This window comes from Stenotrophomonas sp. GD04024 (assembly GCF_029837545.1).
Lineage (GTDB): Bacteria > Pseudomonadota > Gammaproteobacteria > Xanthomonadales > Xanthomonadaceae > Stenotrophomonas > Stenotrophomonas forensis.
In genome coordinates, this window is the sequence record NZ_JAOEDV010000037.1 from 1 (window position 1) to 19,675 (window position 19,675).

Sequence of the window (19,675 nt, forward strand, 5' to 3'; positions counted from 1 at the left end):
GGTAGATCCACGCCATGCGTGGATGTTTTGTATCGGAAAACGGATCCGACCCCAACCCACAGCGCGCGGCTGTTGCTGTTGCTTTTGATCTTCTTCTTTCTCTTCCTGCGGTGGCGGCCCTAGGAAACTGTCAGAGGCCGGGCGGGTGGGCTGGGCGGGGGTGTCAGCCGCATGGATGCGGCTGCCAAGCCTCCAGGGACGGATTCACGGCGTCCCCCGACCAGCCCACCCACCCGGCCAAGCCCCGTATCACTGCCATCACCGCAGAGGGGGCTGCGCCCGGTGGCCGGGAAACCTCAATACCCCGCCGCCTGCCCATCCTTGCGGCTCTCCGACGCACCGTAGTAAACGCCGGTTTCGGGATCACGCATGATCGCCTGGTACCCGCCATACGGGCCGTCGGCGAATACAATGCGATGCCCCTTGCGCATCAGCGCACGCACCGTCTCGTACGGGAATCCGGTTTCCAGATTCACTTCGCCGCCATCGGTCATCGCCGTGGCCTGCCCGGTCGGTTCGGTCGAGCCCTCGTGCTGGATGCGCGGTGCATCACCGGCTTCCTGCAGGTTCATGCCGAAGTCCACCAGGTTCATCACGATCTGCGCGTGGCCCTGCGGCTGCATCGCCCCGCCCATGACGCCGAAACTGGCGTACGGCTTGCCACCCTTGGTGATGAAGGCCGGGATGATGGTCTGGAACGGCCGCTTGCCCGGCGCGTAGCCGTTGGGATGGTTCTTCTGCAGCACGAACATCTCGCCGCGATCCTGCAGGATGAAGCCCAGCCCCGGCGGCGCCATGCCGCTGCCCATGCCGCGGTAGTTGGACTGGATCAGCGACACCATCATGCCGTCGGCGTCGGCCACGGTCATGTAGATGGTGTCGCCCTCTTCCAGCTGCTTCGGTGTGCCGGGCTGCACTTCCTTCAGCGCCTTGTCCATCGAGATCAGCGCGCGGCGCTGCGCGGCGTATTCCTTGGAGATCAGCTTCTGCACCGGCGCCGGCTGGAACGCCATGTCGGCGTAGAAGCGCGCACGGTCGGCGAAGGCCAGCTTCTTCGCTTCCACGAACAGGTGCACGTGTTCCGGCGAGCCGAACGGAATCTTCGAGAAATCGTAGCCTTCCAGCACGTTGAGGATCTGCAGGGCGGCGATGCCCTGGCTGTTCGGCGGCAGTTCCCACACGTCGTAGCCGCGGTAGTTGCTGCTGACCGGCTCGACCCACTCACCGTGGTGGTCGGCCATGTCCTGGTAGCTCAGGTAACCACCATTGGCCTTGAAGTAATCGCCGATGGTGCGGGCGATATCACCCTTGTAGAAGGCGTCGCGCCCGCCATCGGCGATCTTCTGCAGGGTGCTGGCCAGGTTCGGGTTCTTCCACATCTCGCCCTTGCGCGGGGCGTGGCCGTTGATCGTGAACTGCTCCTTGAAGCCCGGGTACTGCGACAGCTTGGGCACCGAGCGATCCCAGTAGTAGGCGATCACTTCGGCCACCGGATGGCCCTCGCGGGCGTAGCGGATGGCCGGGGCCAGGTTGTCGGCCATCGGCGTGCGGCCGAAGCGCTCGTGCAGCGCGAACCAGCCGTCCACCGCGCCCGGTACCGACACCGGCAGCGGGCCGGTGGCCGGGATGTCCTTCAGGCCACGGCGCTGGAACTCGGCCAGGGTCAGCGACTTCGGCGAGCGGCCCGAACCGTTGTAGCCATACAGCTTCTGCGTCTTCGGGTCCCAGACGATGGCGAACAGGTCGCCGCCGATGCCGTTGCCCGTGGGCTCCATCAGGCCGAGTGCAGCGTTGGCGGCGATTGCCGCGTCCACCGCCGAACCGCCCTTCTTCATCACGTCCAGCGCGATCTGGGTGGCCAGCGGCTGCGAGGTCGCCGCCATGGCGTGGGGCGCGATCACTTCCGAGCGGGTGGCGAAGGTGTGGCCGGTGATGCGGTCGGCGGCAGAGGACAGTGCGGGCACGGCGGCCAGCACGGCGGCAGCCAGCAGGGAACGGGCAAGACGTCGGGACACGGTCAGGTTCCGATGGAAGGGTGGTCCCCGATCTTCGCCGCTGCGGCCTTCACGCGGTATCGGGCAGAGGTCATGGGCGAAGGCCGTTGGCGGGTTCGGACCAAGGTCCGCACCCAGCAAGGCGAATACAACCCGGAATCCGCGCAAAAACTGCCCTGAAAAGAGTGAATTCGGGTTCACCGAAACACTTTCAGCGGCAACCATCCTTGTGCCACAAGCGATTGCGCTGGATGCAGCGGAAACCGAAAAAAATTCTGTCGCGAGGGTTGACATCGCCAAAACGGCTGTGTTTCTCTCGATCACATGTTGCATCACAACACGCCACCGCGAACCCACATCGAAGCCGCCGACACCGGCGCCGCATCGCTGCGTTCGATTCTTGTGCTCGTACTTATTACCCAACCAACAGGTGCGGGACGAGCCAGCGTGTAAGCAACAAACACACCGGAACTCATCAAAAACCCGCACCCGCCCCGGTGCGGGTTTTTTCATTTCAGGACCTGGTTTCAGACGCAACCACCATGAACAACGCCACCTTCAAAACCAGGACCCACACCACCACGACGCCTCGTGGTGGCTGTGCCTGTGCGATGCGCGGCACCTCCTCCACCGCTTTCCCCTGACCGGCCGGCACGTCACCTCGACGACCGGCCGTTCTTTTTTCTTCCCACCGCAAGGAACCTCCCCCATGAGCACCAACGACCTGCCCCAGACCAAGATCGCCGTCATCGGCTACGGCAGCCAGGGCCGCGCCCACGCACTGAACCTGCGCGAATCCGGCTTCGACGTGGTGGTAGGCCTGCGTCCGGGCGGCCCGACCGAGGTCAAGGCGCAGGCCGACGGCTTCACCGTGAAAGCACCGGCCGAAGCGGTGAAGGACGCCGACCTGGTCGCCGTGCTGACCCCGGACATGGTGCAGAAGAAGCTCTACGACGACGTGCTGGCGCCGAACATGAAGCAGGGCGCGGTGCTGTTGTTCGCGCACGGCCTGAACGTGCACTTCGACATGATCAAGCCGCGCGAGGACCTAGACGTGGTGCTGGTCGCGCCGAAGGGCCCGGGCGCGCTGGTGCGCCGCGAGTATGAAATCGGCCGCGGCGTGCCGTGCATCTGGGCGGTCTACCAGGACAAGAGCGGCAAGGCCGCCGACTACGCCCTGGCCTATGCCGGTGGCCTGGGCGGCGCCCGCGCCAACCTGATCCAGACCACCTTCAAGGAAGAAACCGAGACCGATCTGTTCGGTGAACAGGCGGTGCTGTGCGGCGGCGCCTCGGCACTGGTGCAGGCCGGTTTCGAGACCCTGGTCGAAGCCGGCTACCAGCCGGAGATCGCCTACTACGAAGTGCTGCACGAACTGAAGCTGATCGTCGACCTGTTCTACGAAGGCGGCATCTCGCGCATGCTGGAATTCATTTCCGAGACTGCGCAGTACGGCGACTACGTCAGCGGCCCGCGCGTGATCGACGCCGGTACCAAGGCGCGCATGAAGGAAGTGCTGAAGGACATCCAGGACGGCACCTTCACCAAGAACTGGGTGGCCGAGTACGAAGCGGGCCTGCCGAACTACAACAAGTTCAAGCAGGCCGACCTGGAGCACCCGATCGAAAAGGTGGGCAAGGAACTGCGCGCCAAGATGGTCTGGTTGCAAGGACAGGCCGCGTAACCACGCGGCCCTCCCCCACCCGCTTTGCAAGGTTCCCCCATGAACTCTTCGACACACCGCAGCGCGCCGCCCAATGGCGCGCGCTGGCTGACCCAGGCGCTGGAAGCCGAAGGCGTCCGCACGCTGTTCGGCTATCCCGGCGGCACCATCATGCCGTTCTACGACGCGCTGGTGGATTCGTCGCTGAAGCACATCCTGGTGCGCCATGAGCAGGGCGCCGCACTGGCCGCCAACGGCTTCGCCCGCGCCAGCGGCCAGGTCGGCGTCTGCGTGGCCACTTCCGGGCCGGGCGCCTCGAACCTGGTCACCGGCATCGCCGATGCGATGCTGGATTCGGTGCCGATGGTCTGCATCACCGGCCAGGTCGCCACGCCGCTGCTGGGTACCGACGCCTTCCAGGAGCTGGATGTGTTCGGCCTGACCCTGCCGATCGTCAAGCACAGCTGGCTGGTGCGCAGTGTTGACGACCTGCCGCGCGTGGTCGCCGATGCGTTCCGTATCGCCCGCGAGGGCCGGCCCGGCCCGGTGCTGATCGACCTGCCCAAGGACGCGCAGCTGGCCGATGCCAGCCATCTGCCGGCGCACGTGCCGAGCAGCGTCGAGCCGCCGCCGGCCCCGGCCGAGGTCGCCATCGCCGAAGCCATTGCCGCGCTGGCAGCGGCCGAGAAGCCGGTGGTCTACGCCGGCGGCGGCATCGCGCTCGGCGATGCGGTGCAGGACCTGCGTGACTTCGTCGAGGCGAGCGCCATCCCCACCGTGATGACGCTGCGGGGTCTGGGCGCTCTGCCGGCCAGCCATCCGCAGTCGCTGGGCATGCTGGGCATGCACGGCACCCGCGCGGCCAACATGGCGGTGCAGGAAAGCGACCTGCTGCTGGTGCTGGGGGCACGTTTCGATGACCGTGCCACCGGCAAGCTGGCCGAGTTCGCGCCGTTCGCCCGTGTCGTCCACATCGATGCCGACGCCTACGAGATCTCCAAGCTGCGCAGTGCCGACGTCGCCGTGCCCGGCAATGTCGGCCATGCCATCCGCGCCCTGCGTGCGGCCTTCCCCTCCCCCAAGGCCCACCAGGACGCATGGCGCAAGCGCTGTGCGCAGCATCGTGATCGATTCGCCGCGCGCTACGACGCACCGGGCCAGCACATCTACGCCCCGGCCCTGCTGAAGCGCCTGAGCGAGCTGGCACCGGCCGATGCGGTGATCGCCTGCGACGTCGGCCAGCACCAGATGTGGGTGGCGCAGCACTGCCGCTTCAACCACCCGCGCAACCACCTGACCAGTGGCGCGCTGGGCACCATGGGCTTCGGCCTGCCGGCGGCGATGGGCGCGCAGTTCGCCTGCCCCGATCGCACGGTGGTACTGGTGTCCGGCGACGGCAGCTTCATGATGAACGTGCAGGAGCTGGCCACCATCGCGCGTTGCCGGCTGCCGGTGAAGATCGTGCTGCTGGACAACAGTTCGCTGGGCATGGTGCGGCAGTGGCAGGAGCTGTTCTTCGCCGAGCGCTACAGCGAGATCGACCTGTCCGACAACCCGGACTTCGTGGCGCTGGCGCAGGTGTTCGGCATCGCCGCGACCCGCATCGACGCACGCGATGACGTGGAAGGTGGCCTGGCTGCCTTGCTGGCCGAGCCGGGCCCGGCCCTGCTGCACGTGGCCATCGATGCACGCGCCAACGTGTGGCCGCTGGTGCCGCCGAACACCGCCAACAGCACGATGCTGGAAAGCAATCCCGCCCACGCCCGCCAGGAGACCCCCAATGCACTACCGGCTTGACCTGGTGCTGCACCCGGCCGAAGGCGCGCTGCTGCGCGTGATCGGCATGGCCGAACGCCGTGGCTTCGCGCCGCGTGCGATCAGCGGCGCGCCGGTGGCCGCCGACGATGGCCGCTGGCACCTGCAGCTGGTGGTGGATGGCCAGCGCCCGGCGGAAACGCTGTGCCGGCAGATCGAGAAGATCTACGACTGCGTGTCCGTGCAGGTCACCGCCGTGGAAGGAGCATCCGTATGAACACCCGTACCGTAGCGACCACGGTGCCGGTACGGAGGCGTCTTCTTCGCCGCCCGTGCCCGCATGCGGCGGTCGCCCGCACCCCGCTGGTGGCCCATGCCGGCCGCTGATGCCAGCCAGGAAAGCGATGTCGGCGACGTAAGCGTCGCCGACGTACTGGCCGCGCAGGCCCGACTGCGCCGCTTCCTGCCGCCCACGCCGCTGCACCATGCCGAGCGCTTCGGTACCTGGCTGAAGCTGGAAAACCTGCAGCGCACCGGTTCCTACAAGGTACGCGGCGCATTGAACGCGCTGCTGGCCGGCCGCGAGCGCGGCGACACCCGGCCGGTGATCTGCGCCTCGGCCGGCAACCACGCCCAGGGCGTGGCGTGGGCCGCCTACCGCCTGGACGTGCCCGCCATCACCGTGATGCCGCACGGCGCTCCGGCAACCAAGATCGCCGGCGTCGCCCACTGGGGCGCCACCGTGCGCCAGCATGGCAACAGCTACGACGAGGCCTATGCCTTCGCGGTGGAACTGGCGCAGCGCCACGGCTACCGCTTCCTGTCCGCGTTCGACGATGCCGACGTGATCGCCGGCCAGGGCACGGTCGGCATCGAACTGGCCGCACACGCACCGGATGTGGTGATCGTGCCGATCGGCGGTGGCGGCCTGGCCTCCGGCGTCGCGCTGGCACTGAAATCGCAGGGCGTTCGCGTGGTTGGTGCGCAGGTGGAAGGCGTCGATTCGATGGCGCGCGCGATCCGTGGCGACGTCCGCGAGATCGCCCCGGCCGCTTCGCTGGCAGATGGCGTACGGGTGAAGATCCCCGGCTTCCTGACCCGCCGGCTGTGCACCTCGCTGCTGGACGACGTGGTGATCGTGCGCGAGGCCGAGCTGCGCGAAACCCTGGTCCGGCTGGCACTGGAGGAACACATCATCGCCGAGGGCGCCGGTGCGCTGGCGCTGGCCGCCGGCCGCCGCGTCGCCGGCCGCCGCAAGTGCGCGGTGGTGTCGGGCGGGAACATCGATGCCGGCGTCCTGGCCGGCCTGCTCACCGACATCCGTCCGCGCCCGCCGCGCAAGCCACGGCGACGGCGCAGCGAAACGCCGCGCTCGCCCGGCAAGCCCAGCGCCCCCGCATCCCCTGCCTCTTCCCCTTCCCACCTGCAAGCCGTCGCACCCGCTGTCGAGGAGATTTCCCTGTGACCACCATTGAACGAATTACCACCCCGCGCATCCGCATCTTCGACACCACCCTGCGTGACGGCGAGCAGTCCCCCGGCTGCAGCATGAGCCCGCCGCAGAAGCTGGTGATGGCGCGTGCGCTGGACGAACTGGGCGTGGACATCATCGAGACCGGCTTCCCGGCCAGCTCGCAGTCCGACCGTGAGGCGATGGCCCTGATCGGCCGCGAACTGCGCCGCCCGAGCCTGAGCCTGGCGGTGCTGTCGCGCTGCCTGCAGGCCGACATCGAAACCTCGGCACGCGCACTGGAAGCGGCTGCCAACCCGCGCCTGCACGTGTTCCTGTCGACCAGCCCGCTGCACCGCGAGCACAAGCTGCGGATGACCCGCGAGCAGGTACTGGAGTCGGTACGCAAGCACGTATCACTGGCACGCTCGTACATCGACGATGTCGAATTCTCGGCCGAGGATGCCACCCGCACCGAGCTGGACTACCTGATTGAAGTTTCGCGCGTGGCCATTGCCGCCGGCGCCACCACCATCAACCTGCCCGACACCGTCGGCTTCACCACGCCGGAAGAGATCCGCGCGATGTTCCAGCAGGTCATCGCCGGCGTTTCCGACGTTCCCAATGCCACCAACGTGATCTTCAGTGCGCATTGCCACAACGACCTGGGCCTGGCCGTGGCCAACTCGCTGGCCGCCATCGAAGGCGGTGCGCGCCAGGTCGAATGCACCGTCAATGGCATCGGCGAGCGCGCCGGCAACTGCTCGCTGGAAGAGATCGCGATGGTGCTGAAGGTGCGCCAGGCCTTCTACGAGCAGGACAGCGCGATCAACACCCCGCGCATCGTCGGCACTTCTCAGCTGCTGCAGCGCCTGGTCGGCATGCCGGTGCAGCGCAACAAGGCCATCGTCGGTGCCAACGCCTTCGCCCACGAATCGGGCATCCATCAGCACGGCATGCTGCGCCATCGCGGCACCTACGAGATCATGCGCCCGGAAGATGTGGGCTGGGAAGACTCGCAGATGGTGCTGGGCCGCCACAGTGGCCGCGCCGCCGTCGAAGCGCGCCTGCGTGCGCTGGGCTTCTGGCTGGACGAAGACGAACTGAAGCTGGTGTTCGAGCAGTTCAAGGGCCTGTGCGAACAGCAGCGCGTGGTCACCGATGCCGACCTGCAGACGCTGATGCAGGGCGGCTCCAACGCGCAGGGCTACCGCCTGGCGTCGATGACCATCAGTGACGTCGGCAGCCGCGCCAACGCGCTGGTCGAACTGTCCGACCCCGATGGCAACCGCGTGGCCGAGACCGCGCAGGGCGACGGCCCGGTCGATGCGCTGTTCGGCGCGCTGTCGGCGGCCACCGGCGTGCAGCTGATGCTGGACAGCTACCACGTGCACAGCGTCGGCATCGGCGCCGATGCGCGCGGCGAAGCCAACCTGAGCGTGCGCCACGAGGGCGTGGAGTACGACGGCACCGGCACCAGCAAGGACATCATCGAAGCCTCCGCGCTGGCCTGGCTGGATGTTGCCAACCGCCTGCTGCGCCAGCGCCAGGCCGCCGCCCACAGCAGCACCGACATTCCCACCCCCGCCACCGCCTGAGGAACCCGCCATGAGCGCCTTCGACACCACTGCGCTGCCTGCAGGGCAGCACTGGAACGCCCAGGACTATGCGATCGACGCCGGCTTCGTGCCGCTGCTCGGCGGCGCGGTGGCGCGCCTGCTCGACCCGCGCGCCGGTGAACGCATCCTCGACCTGGGCTGTGGCGATGGCGTGCTCAGCACCGAACTGGCCCTCAGCGGCGCACGCATCCACGGCGTGGACGCGTCGCCGGAACTGGTGATTGCGGCCCGTGCGCGCGGTGTCGATGCGCAGGTGATGGACGGCCATGCACTGTCGTTCGACAGCGAGTTCGACGCAGTGTTCAGCAATGCCGCCCTGCATTGGATGGGCACGCCTGACCGCGTGCTGGAAGGCGTGCGCCGTGCCCTGCGCCCGGGTGGCCGCTTTGTTGCCGAGTTCGGTGGCCATGGCAATGTGGCCACGATCATCGCCGCGGTACAGGCCGCGCGCGTGGCGCATGGCCACGGTGCCAGCGCCTTCCAGTGGTATTTCCCCAGTGCCGACGCCTACGCCGACCGCCTGCGCCAGCATGGCTTCCAGGTGCAGCTGATCGAGTGCACGCCGCGCCCAACCCCGCTGCCGACCGGCGTGGCCGGATGGCTGCGGGTATTCGCTGCGCCGTTGCTGGACGATCTGCCCGCCGAGGTCCGCGCCACCGTGCGCGAGGCCGCCACCGCGTTGCTGGCCGATCTGCCGCGCAACGCCGCCGGCCAGCCGTTGGCCGACTACGTGCGGCTGCGGGTACTCGCCCGTCGCCGTTGACATGATTCGTTCGTTATCTTTCCCGATGTCCGCACCTTCGTACTTCTGCCAGGCACACGCATGACTTCCGCACCCCGCACCCTGTACGACAAACTGTGGGACGCCCACGTGGTGGTTCCCGAATCCGACAGCGCGCCCGCCGTGCTGTACATCGACCTGCACCTGATCCACGAGGTCACGTCCCCGCAGGCGTTCACCGAGCTGCGCGAGCGCGGCCTGTCGCCACGCCGGCCGGACCGCACCAAGGCGACGATGGACCACTCCACGCCGACCCTGCCGGCTGCCGCCGATGGCACGCTGCCCTACGCCAGTGCCGCCTCCGAGGCGCAGGTCGCCACGCTGGCGCGCAACTGCGCCGAGCACGGCATCGAGCTGTTCGACATGGCCTCGGACAACCGCGGCATCGTCCACGTGATCGCACCGGAACAGGGCTTCACCCAGCCCGGCATGACCATCGTCTGCGGTGACAGCCACACCTCCACCCATGGTGCGTTCGGTTCGCTGGCGTTCGGCATCGGCACCAGCGAAGTCGGCCACGTGCTGGCCACGCAATGCCTGCTGCAGCGCAAGGCCAAGACCCTTGCGATCACCGTGGACGGCCCGCTGGCACCTGGCGTCGGCGCCAAGGACGTGGTCCTGCACATCATCGGCGTGATCGGCGTCAACGGCGGTACCGGCCACGTGATCGAGTTTCGTGGCAGCACCATCACGGCGATGGACATGGAACAGCGCATGACCCTGTGCAACATGTCGATCGAGGCCGGCGCGCGTGCCGGCATGGTCGCCCCGGACCAGGTCACCTTCGACTTCGTCGCCAACACCCCGCGCGGCCCCAAGGGCGCCGACTTCGAGGCCGCCGTGGCGCGCTGGCAACAGCTGCGCAGCGATGACGGCGCACGCTTCGACAGCGAAGTGCACATCGACGCCGCCGGTATCCGCCCGACCCTGACCTGGGGCACCCATCCGGGTACTGCCATCGCGGTGGATGCGCCGATTCCGGCCGCCAACGATGCCGCCGCGCAGAAGGGCCTGGACTACATGCACTTCCAGGCCGGCAAGGCGCTGGCCGGCACGCCGGTGGATGTGGTGTTCGTTGGTTCGTGCACCAATGGTCGCCTGAGTGACATGCGCCAAGTGGCGCAGGTGCTGCGCGGACGCCGCGTCGCCGACGGCGTGCGCATGCTGGTGGTGCCGGGCTCGGAGATCGTCAAGCGCGAGGCCGAGGCCGAAGGCATCCATGAGATCGTGCGCGCGGCCGGTGCCGAATGGCGCGAGCCGGGCTGCTCGATGTGCATCGCCATGAACGGTGACCTGGTCGCCCCGGGCCAGCTGGCGGTGAGCACCAGCAACCGCAACTTCGAGGGCCGCCAGGGCCCCGGTTCACGCACTCTGCTGGCGTCGCCGATGAGCGCGGCATGGGCGGCGGTGAAGGGCCAGGTGGCCGATACCCGCGAACTGTTCGCACAGGAGGTGGCGTGATGGCCGGTTTCCGTACCCTGAGCTCGGCCAGCGTGGTGCTGCGCCAGACCAACATCGACACCGACCAGATCATTCCGGCGCGGTTCCTGTCCACCACCGAACGTGCCGGCCTGGGCCGCAATGCGTTCAATGACTGGCGCTGGCAGGCCGATGGTTCGCCGGTGGCCGACTTCGCGTTCAACCAGCCGCACAACGCCGGCCGCAGCATCCTGCTGGCGGGCCGCAACTTCGGCTGCGGTTCCTCGCGCGAGCACGCACCGTGGGCGCTGACCGACCTCGGCCTGCGCGCCATCGTCAGCAGCGAGATCGCCGACATCTTCCGCGGCAACTCGCTGAAGAACGGCCTGCTGCCGATCGTGCTGGACGAGGCCGACGTGCAGGCGCTGATGCAGCACCCGGACGATGAGCTGACCATCGACGTGGCCGCGCGCGAACTGCGCACCCCGGATGGCCGCGTCTATTCCTTCCCGCTGGATGGCTTCTCGCAGACCTGCCTGCTGGAAGGTGTCGACCAGTTGGGGTATCTGTTGGGCCGTGTCCCTGAAATCGAACGTTACGAGAGTGAGCATGCACGCTGAAATTGTTGTCCTGCCCGGTGATGGCATCGGCCCGGAAGTGGCCGCCGCGGCAGTTGCCGTCCTGAAGGCCGTCGCCGAACGCTTCAACCACACCTTTGCTTTCAGCGAACACGACATCGGTGGCATCGCCATCGATCGCCATGGCGAACCCTTGCCGGCCGCCACCCTGGCCGCCTGCCAGGCCGCCAACGCGGTGCTGCTGGGTGCGGTCGGTGGCCCGAAGTGGTCCGACCCGAACGCCAAGGTGCGCCCGGAACAGGGCCTGCTGGCAATCCGCAAGGCGCTGGGCCTGTATGCCAACCTGCGCCCGGTGCGCACCCACGAGGCGGCGCTGCATGCCTCGCCGATCAAGGCCGAGCTGCTGCAGGGCGTGGACTTCGTGGTGGTACGCGAACTGACCGGCGGCATCTACTTCGGCGACAAGACCCGCGACGCCGACAGCGCCAGCGACCTGTGCCGCTACACCGTGGCCGAGATCGAGCGCGTGCTGCGCAGTGCCTTCCGCCTCGCGCAGCAGCGCCGTGGCAAGGTCACCTCGGTGGACAAGGCGAACGTGCTGGAAACCTCGCGCCTGTGGCGTGACGTGGCCGCACGCATCGGCCGCGAGGAATTCCCGGACGTGGCACTGGAACACCAGCTGGTTGATTCGATGGCCATGCACCTGTTGGCCAAGCCGCGCGAGTACGACGTGATCGTCACCGAGAACATGTTCGGCGACATCCTCACCGATGAGGCCTCGATGCTGGCCGGCTCGCTGGGCCTGCTGCCGTCGGCGTCGCTGGGCGAACCGGGCGCAGTCGGCATCTACGAGCCGATCCATGGCTCGGCCCCGGACATCGCCGGCAAGGGTATCGCCAACCCGTACGCGACGATCTTCAGCGCTGCGATGCTGCTGCGCCATTCGCTGGGGCTGGACGCCGAAGCCGCGGCGGTGGAAGCCGCGGTGCATGCCGTGCTGGACGACGGCGTGTTCACCGCCGACCTGGCCGCCAAGGGCCAGGCGGTGAGCACCGCGGCGGCCACCGACGCGGTGCTGGCGAAGCTGGGCTGACCTGTCCTGCAACTCCTGTAGAGTCGAGCCATGCTCGACTCACGCAACAGCAGTCGAGCATGGCTCGACTCTACAGGTACCTCGCGGCCACGCCCTGCGTGGCTGCTTTACTTGGTAGTGTACCCACCGTTGACCAGGATGGTCTGCCCGGTCATCCACCAGCCATCAGTGACAAGGAAGCGGATCCACGGCACGATGTCGGCGATGTCGGTCAGGCCAGTGCGGGTGAATGCCGACAGCGCCGCCGCGGTCTTGTGGTACGCCTGCGCATCGGCACTCTCGGCCGGGTAGAAGAACGGCGTATCCATCGGACCGGGACCGATCGCGGTCACCGAGATGCCGCGCTCGCCGAATTCCTTCGACGCTGCGCGGGTGAAGTGTTCCACCGGCGCCTTGGTCCCGGCATAGCTGGAATAGAACGGTGTGAACGCACCCAGCAGCGACGTGACCAAAGTGCAGATGCGACCGCCATCATTGACGTGGCGACCAGCCTCCTTGAGGAAGAAGAACGCAGCCTTGGCATTGACCGCGCTCATCTCGTCGTACTCCGCTTCGCTGATCTCCAGCAACGGCTTTTTCAGCACCTTGCCGACCGTGTTGATGGCGATGTCGGGACGACCGACAGCCGCCACCGCATCGGCGAACAAGCGCTCCATCGCCGCGGCCGAGGTCAGGTCTCCCTGCAGGGCGACGGCCGTGCTGCCAGCGGCCTGCACGGCGGCAACGGTGGCTTCGGCATCGGCCTGGGTGGCGGCGCTGTTGTAATGGATGACGATGGCCCTGGCCCCTTGCGCAGCAAAGTCGCGGGCCAGCAGGCCGCCCAGGTTCTTGGCGCCACCGGCAATCAGCACGGTCTTGCCCTTGAGGGAATGGTCGGTCATGGCGTTGGTCTCGGGAGGGGGCTGCCCGGGGTGGCAACCCTGCCCTGACGACGATATCGTGCAGAAAACACGGATAAAGCCCGCTACATTGACTTAACTTTCCAGAGCCAGCGAACAATGGACCGGATCGATCGCTTCCGCATCTTCACCCGGGTGGTGGAGTGCGCCAGCTTCACGCGCGCCGCCGACCAGCTCGGCCTGCCCCGTTCGACGGTGTCAGCGGCCATCGCGGAACTTGAACAGCGGCTGGGCACCCGCCTGCTGCAGCGTTCGACCCGCAGGGTCTCCACCACCCACGATGGCGACGTGTTCCATGCCCGTTGCCTGCGCCTGATTGCCGAGGTCGAGGACGCCGAGTCATTGTTCCGCCAGGACGACGCGCAGCCGGTGGGACTGCTGAAGATCGACGTGCCCAGCCGCATCGGCCGCCGCATCCTCGCCCCGGCCCTGCCCGACTTCTTTGCACGCTACCCGCAGGTGGAGCTGGACCTGGGCATGACCGACCGTGCGGTGAACCTGATCGAAGATGGCTGCGATGCCGTACTGCGCGTCGGCCAGCTGAGCGACTCCAGTCTGGTGGCCCGCACCCTGGGCCAGCTCGATTTCGTCAACGTTGCCGCACCGGCCTATCTGCGCGAGCACGGCGTACCGCAGCATCCTGCCGATCTGCAGCAGCACCGCGCGGTGAACTACGCTTCGCCGACCACGGCGCGGGTGGAAGCGTGGGAGTGGCAGGACGGCAGCCAGCTGCACACGCTACCGATGCCAGGCTGGGTGCGGGTGAACAGCGCCGAGGCGTCGATTGCCTGCTGCGTGGCTGGGCTCGGGCTGCTGCAGATTCCGCGCTACGACGTGCAGGCCGAACTGCAATCAGGCGCATTGGTGGAAGTGCTGCCGCAGCACGTCGCGCAGCCGCTGCCGGTAACCCTGCTGCAGCCGCACCGGCAGCATCGCGCACACCGCGTGCGGGTGTTCATCGAGTGGTTGTTGCCATTGCTGCGCACCGGACTGCAGCTGCGGTAGATCCACGCCATGCGTGGATGCTTCTGTAGAGTCGAGCCATGCTCGACTCATCCCATCATCGCGCGAAGAGCAGCCGAGCATGGCTCGGCTCTACAGAAAGCAGATCCCGCGAGCAGATCCACCCACGCCATGCGTGGATGCATGTTTCAGTGCCAACCAAGGTTGGCGCCTGCCAGAGGCCGAGGCAGGGCAACCCGGGGCATCACGCCCCGGATTCGTCCGGCTTGACCCGGAACCACGCCGCATACAACGCCGGCAGGAACACCAGGGTCAGCACCGTTCCCACGATCAGGCCGCCCATGATCGAGATCGCCATCGAGCCATAGAACGCACTGCGCGACAGCGGAATCATCGCCAGCACAGCGGCCAGCGCGGTCAGCACGATCGGGCGGAAGCGGCGCACCGTGGCATCGATGATCGAATGCCAGCGGTCATGGCCGGCGTCGATGTCCTGCTGGATCTGGTCGATCAGGATCACCGAGTTGCGCATGATCATGCCGGCCAGTGCGATCGTGCCCAGCAGTGCCACGAAGCCGAACGGCGCGCGGAACAGCAGCAGGAACAGGGTCGCACCGATGATGCCCAGCGGCGCGGTCACCAGCACCATCGCTGCGCGCGAGAAGCTGCGCAGCTGCAGCATCAGCAGCGTCGCCACCACCACCAGGAACAGCGGCATGCCGGCCTTGATCGAGTTCTGGCCGCGGGCCGAATCCTCCACCGTACCGCCGGTTTCCAGCAGGTAGCCGCTGGGCAGTTCGGCGCGGATGCCGTCCAGCGTCGGCAGGATCTGGTGCACCACGTCCAGCGGCTGCATGCCATCGCTGATGTCGGCGCGCACGGTCACCGTCGGCAGTCGGTTGCGATGCCAGATGATGCCGTCCTCGAAGCCGTACTCCATCGTCGCCACCTGCGACAGCGTGATGCTGCCGCCGTTGGCGGTGGGCATCGACAGGCTCGACAGCAGTTCCAGCTGGTTGCGCTCATCGGCCGGACCACGCAGCAGCATCTCGATCTGGCGGTTGCCTTCGCGGTACACGCTCACCGATTGCCCGGCCAGCGAACTGGACAGGAACTGGCTGACCTGGGCACTGCTCACGCCCAGCGCGCGGGCACGCTCCTGGTCGATCACCAGCCGCACCACCTTGCTCGGCTCGCTCCAGTCCAGGTTGACGTTCATCACGTGCGGGTTCTCACGCACCTTGGCCTCGACCTGGCGCGCGATCGCCTGCACCCTCTCGATGTGCTCGCCGGAAATGCGCATCTGCACCGGGTAGCCGACCGGCGGGCCGTTCTCCAGGCGGGTCACGCGCATCTGCACATCCGGGAACTTCGGGATCACCTCGTGCAGCATCCAGTCGCGGGTGCTCTCGCGCGACTTGATGTCCTTGGCCAGCACCACGAACTGGGCGAAGTTGGTCGCCGGCAGCTGCTGGTCCAGCGGCAGGTAGAAGCGCGGCGAGCCGGTGCCGACATAGGACACGTAGTTGGTGATGCCGTCGCGGCTGGACAGCAGCTTTTCCAGCTTCTCGGCCTGGGCCTGGGTCGAGCGCAGCGACGCGCCCTCGGCCAGTTCGATGTCCACCATCAGCTCCGGCCGGGTCGAATCGGGGAAGAACTGCTGCGGCACGAAGCGGAACATCATCAGCGAGAACACGAACAGGGCGATGGTCGCGGCGATCACCCACCAGCGACGACGCAGGCAGGCGTCGAGGAAGCGACGGAAGCTGCGGTAGAACGGGCGCTGGTACGGGTCATGGTCGTGCCCGTGCTGCGGCGGCGCGATCAGGTTGGCCAGCGCCGGGTAGCGGTCGGCCCACTGCTGGCGCCTGGCATGCCAGCGCGCGGACAGGCTGCCCGGCTTGGGCGGCTGCGGATTGAACAGGTCCGGCAGCATCTTGTCGCCCAGGTACGGGATGAACAGCACCGCTGCGATCCACGACACCACCAGCGCGATGGTCACCACCTGGAACAGCGAGCGGGTGTACTCACCGGTGCTCGATGCCGCCGTGGCGATCGGCAGGAAGCCGGCCGCGGTGATCAGGGTACCGGTCAGCATCGGGAACGCGGTTGACTCCCAGGCGAAGCTGGCCGCGCGCAGGCGGTCGTAGCCCTGTTCCATCTTGGTGGCCATCATCTCCACCGCGATGATCGCATCGTCCACCAGCAGGCCCAGTGCCAGCACCAGCGCGCCCAGCGAGATCTTGTGCAGGCCGATGTCGAAGTAGTGCATGACGAAGAAGGTCATCGCCAGCACCAGCGGAATGGTCACGCCCACCACCAGGCCGGTACGCAGGCCCAGCGAGAAGAAGCTGACCAGCAGCACGATCACCACCGCCTCGGTCAGCACCTGCACGAACTCGCCGACCGACTCCTCCACCGATTGCGGCTGGTCGGACACCTTGCGCAGCTGCATGCCGGCCGGCAGGGTCTTCTGCAGGCGCTCGAATTCGGCATCGAGGTTCGCGCCGAGCTTGAGGATGTCACCGCCGTCCTTCATCGCCACTGCCAGGCCGATCGCTTCTTCGCCCATGAAGCGCATCTTCGGCGAGGCCGGGTCGGCAAAGCCTCGCTTCACCTCGGCGATGTCACCGAGGTGCACGGTGCGGTCGCCGGCCCGGATCGGGAACTGGCGGATCGCCTCGATATCGTTGAACTGGCCGGTCACGCGCAGCTGCACGCGATCGGTGGCGGTCTCGAAGAAGCTGGTGCCGGTGATCGCGTTCTGGTCGGCCAGCGCCTGCTGCACCTGCTGCATCGACACGCCCAGCGTCGCCAGGCGGGTATTGGACAGCTCGATCCACACCTTCTCGTCCTGCAGGCCGACCAGGTCGATCTTGCCGACGTCCGGCACGCGCTGCAGTTCCAGCTGGATGCGGTCGGCGTAATCGCGCATCACGGCGTAGTCGAAGCCCTTGCCGGTCAGCGCGTAGATGTTGCCGTAGGTGTCGCCGAACTCATCGTTGAAGAACGGGCCGACGATCTCGCGCGGCAGCGTCGCCCGGATGTCGCCCACGCGCTTGCGCACCTGGTACCACAGGTCCGGAATCTGCCGGGAACGCAGGCTGTCGCGGGCCATGAAGATCACCTGCGATTCGCCCGGGCGCGAGTACGAGCGGATGAACTCGTACTCGCCGGTGTTCATCAGCGCCTTCTCGATCGGCTCGGTCACCTGCCGCGAGACCTGCTCGGCGGTGGCGCCCGGCCACAGCGTGCGCACCACCATCGCCTTGAAGGTGAACGGCGGATCCTCGGACTGGCCCAGGTGCTTGTACGACCACGCGCCGATCAGCGCGAAGGCGAGCATCGCAAACAGCACCAGTGGACGGTTGGCCAACGCCCACTCGGAAAGATTGAAGCGGCGCACCGGCTTACTCCTTGGCCTTGGCGGCGGCGGCCGGCGCGGCCGGCTTCAGCACCGGGCGGTTCTGCCGGTCCACGGCGATCACCGGCTGGCCGGCACGCAGCAGATGGCCACCGGCGGCGACCACCCAGTCGCCTGCGCCGACGCCCGTGAGCACCGGCACCGTCTCGCTGCCGTAGGCACCGGTGGTGACCGCCGCAGCCTTCAGCGTGCTGTTGGCCGGATCGACCACCCACACGCTGGCGGCACCGTTGCCACCGCGCTGCAGCGCGCCCAGCGGCAGCTGCAGGCTGCCGTGGCGGCCGGCGCTGCTGTAGACACGTGCGCTCTGGCCCAGCTCCACATCAGCCATTGCATCGGCCGCCAGGCTGACCCGGGTCGCATAGGTCCGTGCCTGCGGATCGGCAGCGGCGGCAATCTCGCGGATCGTGCCTGGCAGGCGCTGGCCCGGACGGTTCCACAGTTCCACCTCGACCGGCTGGCCGACCGCGTAATCGCGGATGGTGGCTTCGGGCAGGTCGATCAGCACTTCGCGGCCACCGTCGGCGGCCAGGTTGAAAATGGTCTGGCCGGCGGACACCACCTGCCCGGCTTCGGCCTCGCGGCTGGCGATCACGCCGTCGGCCGGTGCACGCAGCTGCGCGTAATCGGCCTGGTTGCGCAGCACATCGAGGTTGGCACGCGCCGCATTGGCCTGGCCCTGCGCGGCCTTGAACGCGGCAGACTGCTGGTCCAGCTGCGAGCGGCTGACCAGCTGCTGGTCGGCCAGCACCTGATAGCGCTTGAGGTCGTCGCGGGCGCGCACCAGGTCGGCCTCGGCCGCGGCCAGCTGGGCCTGCGAAGCGCGGGCCTGCAGCGCGAAGTCGGCCACGTCCAGCTCGGCCAGCACGTCGCCCTTCTTCACCCGCTGGCCGGCATCGACGTGGCGCTTGACCAGGTTGCCGCCGACGCGGAACGACAGCGGGCTTTCCTGGCGTGCACGCACCGTGCCCGGGAACGCCGCAGGCGCCTGCCCGGCCTGCTCGCCAGGGTGAACCACCAGCACCGGCACGGCCGCCTGCGGCGCCTGTTCCTGTCCCGAACAGGCTGCCAGCGCAGCCACCCACACCATACCGCCCATCCAGCGCACGATCTTCATCGGTCAACGTCCTGAAAACGCAGGGTCCAACAAGGGGGGAGCCGCGACTGCCGGCCCAATTTAATAAACCGGTCGGTATAGTATAAATATCGAACCGCTTGGTCTAGTATTGTTGCGATGAGTTCTCCTACTTCCCGCAAGCCGTCGGCCAAGCCTGCTGCCAAGGCCGCCGGACCCGGGCGCCCCAAGGATCTCGGCAAGCGCGCGGCGATCCTTGAAGCAGCCAAGGCACTGTTCATCGAACAGGGCTATACCGGCGTGAGCATGGACGCCATCGCCGCTCAGGCCGGCGTCTCGAAGCTGACCGTGTACAGCCATTTCGGCGACAAGGAGACCCTGTTCTCCGAGGCCGTGCAGTCCAAATGCATTGAAATGCTGCCCGACGCCCTGTTCGTGGCCGACGCGGACGGCCCGCTGCGCGACCAGCTGATCGGCATCGGCCTGGCCTTCTTCGAGCTGATCACCTCCGATGCGGCGATCTCGATCCAGCGCATGATGATGGCCCCGGAAACCGATGAACGCCTGCGCGAGCTGTTCTGGCAGGCCGGCCCGGAACGTACCTGCGCGGCCCTGGCCGACTTCCTGCGCGCGCGCGGCGAACGCGGCGAGCTGGAGATTGCCGATTACTACCTCGCCGCCCAGCAGTTCCTGACCCTGGTGAAGGGCGAAGTGCACATGCATATGATGTGCGGCATGCCACTGTCACCGGTGGAGTGCGACCCTATCACCCACGTGACCGCCAGCATCGACTTCTTCCTGCGCGCCTATGCGCCGAGAGGGACCGGGACGGCCGGATAACCAAAACTGAACGAACCGGAGGTCGCGATGACTTCCGGCACTGCGACCCCGGCCACCCGGCAGCTGATGCTCTGGGCGCGCCGCCGGCCTCCGGCACCGGTAAAATGGCCGGCCCACTGCGC

Annotated in this window: 15 protein-coding genes; 11 read left to right on the top strand and 4 right to left on the bottom strand. The window is 67.6% G+C overall.

What is annotated here, in order from left to right:
• Positions 1–296 precede the first annotated feature (296 nt).
• On the bottom strand, positions 297–2,015 hold the full coding sequence (gene ggt, locus N7590_RS13045) for a gamma-glutamyltransferase (protein ID WP_164242307.1): 1,719 nt from the start codon (positions 2,013–2,015) through the stop codon (positions 297–299).
• A 688-nt stretch (positions 2,016–2,703) separates the two neighbouring features.
• On the opposite strand from ggt, the gene ilvC reads away from it, so the two are divergent.
• The 9 genes from ilvC to leuB all read left to right on the top strand — a co-directional run bounded on the left by ilvC (position 2,704) and on the right by leuB (position 12,352).
• A complete protein-coding gene (ilvC, locus tag N7590_RS13050) occupies positions 2,704–3,678 on the top strand; it encodes a ketol-acid reductoisomerase (protein ID WP_008265163.1) in 975 nt (324 codons plus the stop codon).
• A 39-nt stretch (positions 3,679–3,717) separates the two neighbouring features.
• Positions 3,718–5,454 (top strand): acetolactate synthase 2 catalytic subunit, encoded by a 1,737-nt coding sequence (gene ilvG, locus N7590_RS13055; protein ID WP_164242306.1) that lies wholly within the window; start codon positions 3,718–3,720, stop codon positions 5,452–5,454.
• Complete coding sequence (locus N7590_RS13060) at positions 5,438–5,689, top strand: ACT domain-containing protein (protein ID WP_005419108.1); 252 nt, start codon at positions 5,438–5,440, stop codon at positions 5,687–5,689. Before ilvG ends, N7590_RS13060 begins: the two co-directional genes overlap by 17 nt.
• Before the next feature lie 96 nt (positions 5,690–5,785).
• Positions 5,786–6,877, top strand: a complete 1,092-nt coding sequence (locus N7590_RS13065; RefSeq protein ID WP_164242304.1) for a threonine dehydratase — start codon at positions 5,786–5,788, stop codon at positions 6,875–6,877.
• Positions 6,874–8,460: a 2-isopropylmalate synthase gene (locus tag N7590_RS13070; protein WP_164242302.1), complete on the top strand. Its 1,587-nt coding sequence runs from the start codon at positions 6,874–6,876 to the stop codon at positions 8,458–8,460. Before N7590_RS13065 ends, N7590_RS13070 begins: the two co-directional genes overlap by 4 nt.
• Positions 8,461–8,470: 10 nt before the next feature.
• Positions 8,471–9,244, top strand: coding sequence for a class I SAM-dependent methyltransferase (locus N7590_RS13075; RefSeq protein WP_053450731.1), 774 nt, complete (start codon positions 8,471–8,473; stop codon positions 9,242–9,244).
• A gap of 60 nt (positions 9,245–9,304) precedes the next feature.
• Positions 9,305–10,723 carry a 3-isopropylmalate dehydratase large subunit gene (gene leuC / locus N7590_RS13080; protein WP_164242300.1) on the top strand — a complete coding sequence of 473 codons (1,419 nt, stop codon included), beginning with the start codon at positions 9,305–9,307 and terminating at the stop codon, positions 10,721–10,723.
• Positions 10,723–11,301 carry a 3-isopropylmalate dehydratase small subunit gene (gene leuD / locus N7590_RS13085; protein WP_053510801.1) on the top strand — a complete coding sequence of 193 codons (579 nt, stop codon included), beginning with the start codon at positions 10,723–10,725 and terminating at the stop codon, positions 11,299–11,301. The genes leuC and leuD overlap by 1 nt, the downstream gene beginning before the upstream one ends.
• A complete protein-coding gene (leuB, locus tag N7590_RS13090) occupies positions 11,291–12,352 on the top strand; it encodes a 3-isopropylmalate dehydrogenase (RefSeq protein ID WP_164242298.1) in 1,062 nt (353 codons plus the stop codon). The genes leuD and leuB overlap by 11 nt, the downstream gene beginning before the upstream one ends.
• 107 nt (positions 12,353–12,459) lie before the next feature.
• On the opposite strand, the gene N7590_RS13095 is transcribed toward leuB, so the two are convergent.
• Entirely contained in the window at positions 12,460–13,233 is a 774-nt protein-coding gene (locus N7590_RS13095) for an SDR family oxidoreductase (RefSeq protein WP_053450736.1), read from the bottom strand.
• A gap of 117 nt (positions 13,234–13,350) precedes the next feature.
• Here N7590_RS13095 and N7590_RS13100 point away from each other — a divergent pair, with 117 nt between their 5' ends.
• Positions 13,351–14,256, top strand: a complete 906-nt coding sequence (locus tag N7590_RS13100; RefSeq protein ID WP_164242296.1) for a LysR family transcriptional regulator — start codon at positions 13,351–13,353, stop codon at positions 14,254–14,256.
• Positions 14,257–14,458: 202 nt separating this feature from the next.
• Here the strand turns inward: N7590_RS13100 and N7590_RS13105 are convergent, their stop codons facing one another.
• Complete coding sequence (locus N7590_RS13105; protein WP_164242294.1) at positions 14,459–17,620, bottom strand: efflux RND transporter permease subunit; 3,162 nt, start codon at positions 17,618–17,620, stop codon at positions 14,459–14,461.
• Positions 17,621–17,624: 4 nt separating this feature from the next.
• Positions 17,625–18,755: an efflux RND transporter periplasmic adaptor subunit gene (locus tag N7590_RS13110; RefSeq protein ID WP_164242292.1), complete on the bottom strand. Its 1,131-nt coding sequence runs from the start codon at positions 18,753–18,755 to the stop codon at positions 17,625–17,627.
• A 117-nt stretch (positions 18,756–18,872) separates the two neighbouring features.
• On the opposite strand from N7590_RS13110, the gene N7590_RS13115 reads away from it, so the two are divergent.
• Entirely contained in the window at positions 18,873–19,553 is a 681-nt protein-coding gene (locus N7590_RS13115) for a TetR/AcrR family transcriptional regulator (RefSeq protein WP_164242290.1), read from the top strand.
• Positions 19,554–19,675: the final 122 nt, after the last annotated feature.

Coding starts and splice junctions, on each gene's coding strand:
- N7590_RS13100 (WP_164242296.1), top strand. CDS start 13,351: ATGGACCGGATCGATCGCTTCCGCATCTTCACCCGGGTGGTGGAGTGC.
- leuD (WP_053510801.1), top strand. CDS start 10,723: ATGGCCGGTTTCCGTACCCTGAGCTCGGCCAGCGTGGTGCTGCGCCAG.
- N7590_RS13060 (WP_005419108.1), top strand. CDS start 5,438: ATGCACTACCGGCTTGACCTGGTGCTGCACCCGGCCGAAGGCGCGCTG.
- N7590_RS13065 (WP_164242304.1), top strand. CDS start 5,786: ATGCCGGCCGCTGATGCCAGCCAGGAAAGCGATGTCGGCGACGTAAGC.
- N7590_RS13110 (WP_164242292.1), bottom strand. CDS start 18,755: ATGAAGATCGTGCGCTGGATGGGCGGTATGGTGTGGGTGGCTGCGCTG.
- leuC (WP_164242300.1), top strand. CDS start 9,305: ATGACTTCCGCACCCCGCACCCTGTACGACAAACTGTGGGACGCCCAC.
- N7590_RS13075 (WP_053450731.1), top strand. CDS start 8,471: ATGAGCGCCTTCGACACCACTGCGCTGCCTGCAGGGCAGCACTGGAAC.
- N7590_RS13095 (WP_053450736.1), bottom strand. CDS start 13,233: ATGACCGACCATTCCCTCAAGGGCAAGACCGTGCTGATTGCCGGTGGC.
- leuB (WP_164242298.1), top strand. CDS start 11,291: ATGCACGCTGAAATTGTTGTCCTGCCCGGTGATGGCATCGGCCCGGAA.
- ilvC (WP_008265163.1), top strand. CDS start 2,704: ATGAGCACCAACGACCTGCCCCAGACCAAGATCGCCGTCATCGGCTAC.
- N7590_RS13115 (WP_164242290.1), top strand. CDS start 18,873: ATGAGTTCTCCTACTTCCCGCAAGCCGTCGGCCAAGCCTGCTGCCAAG.
- ilvG (WP_164242306.1), top strand. CDS start 3,718: ATGAACTCTTCGACACACCGCAGCGCGCCGCCCAATGGCGCGCGCTGG.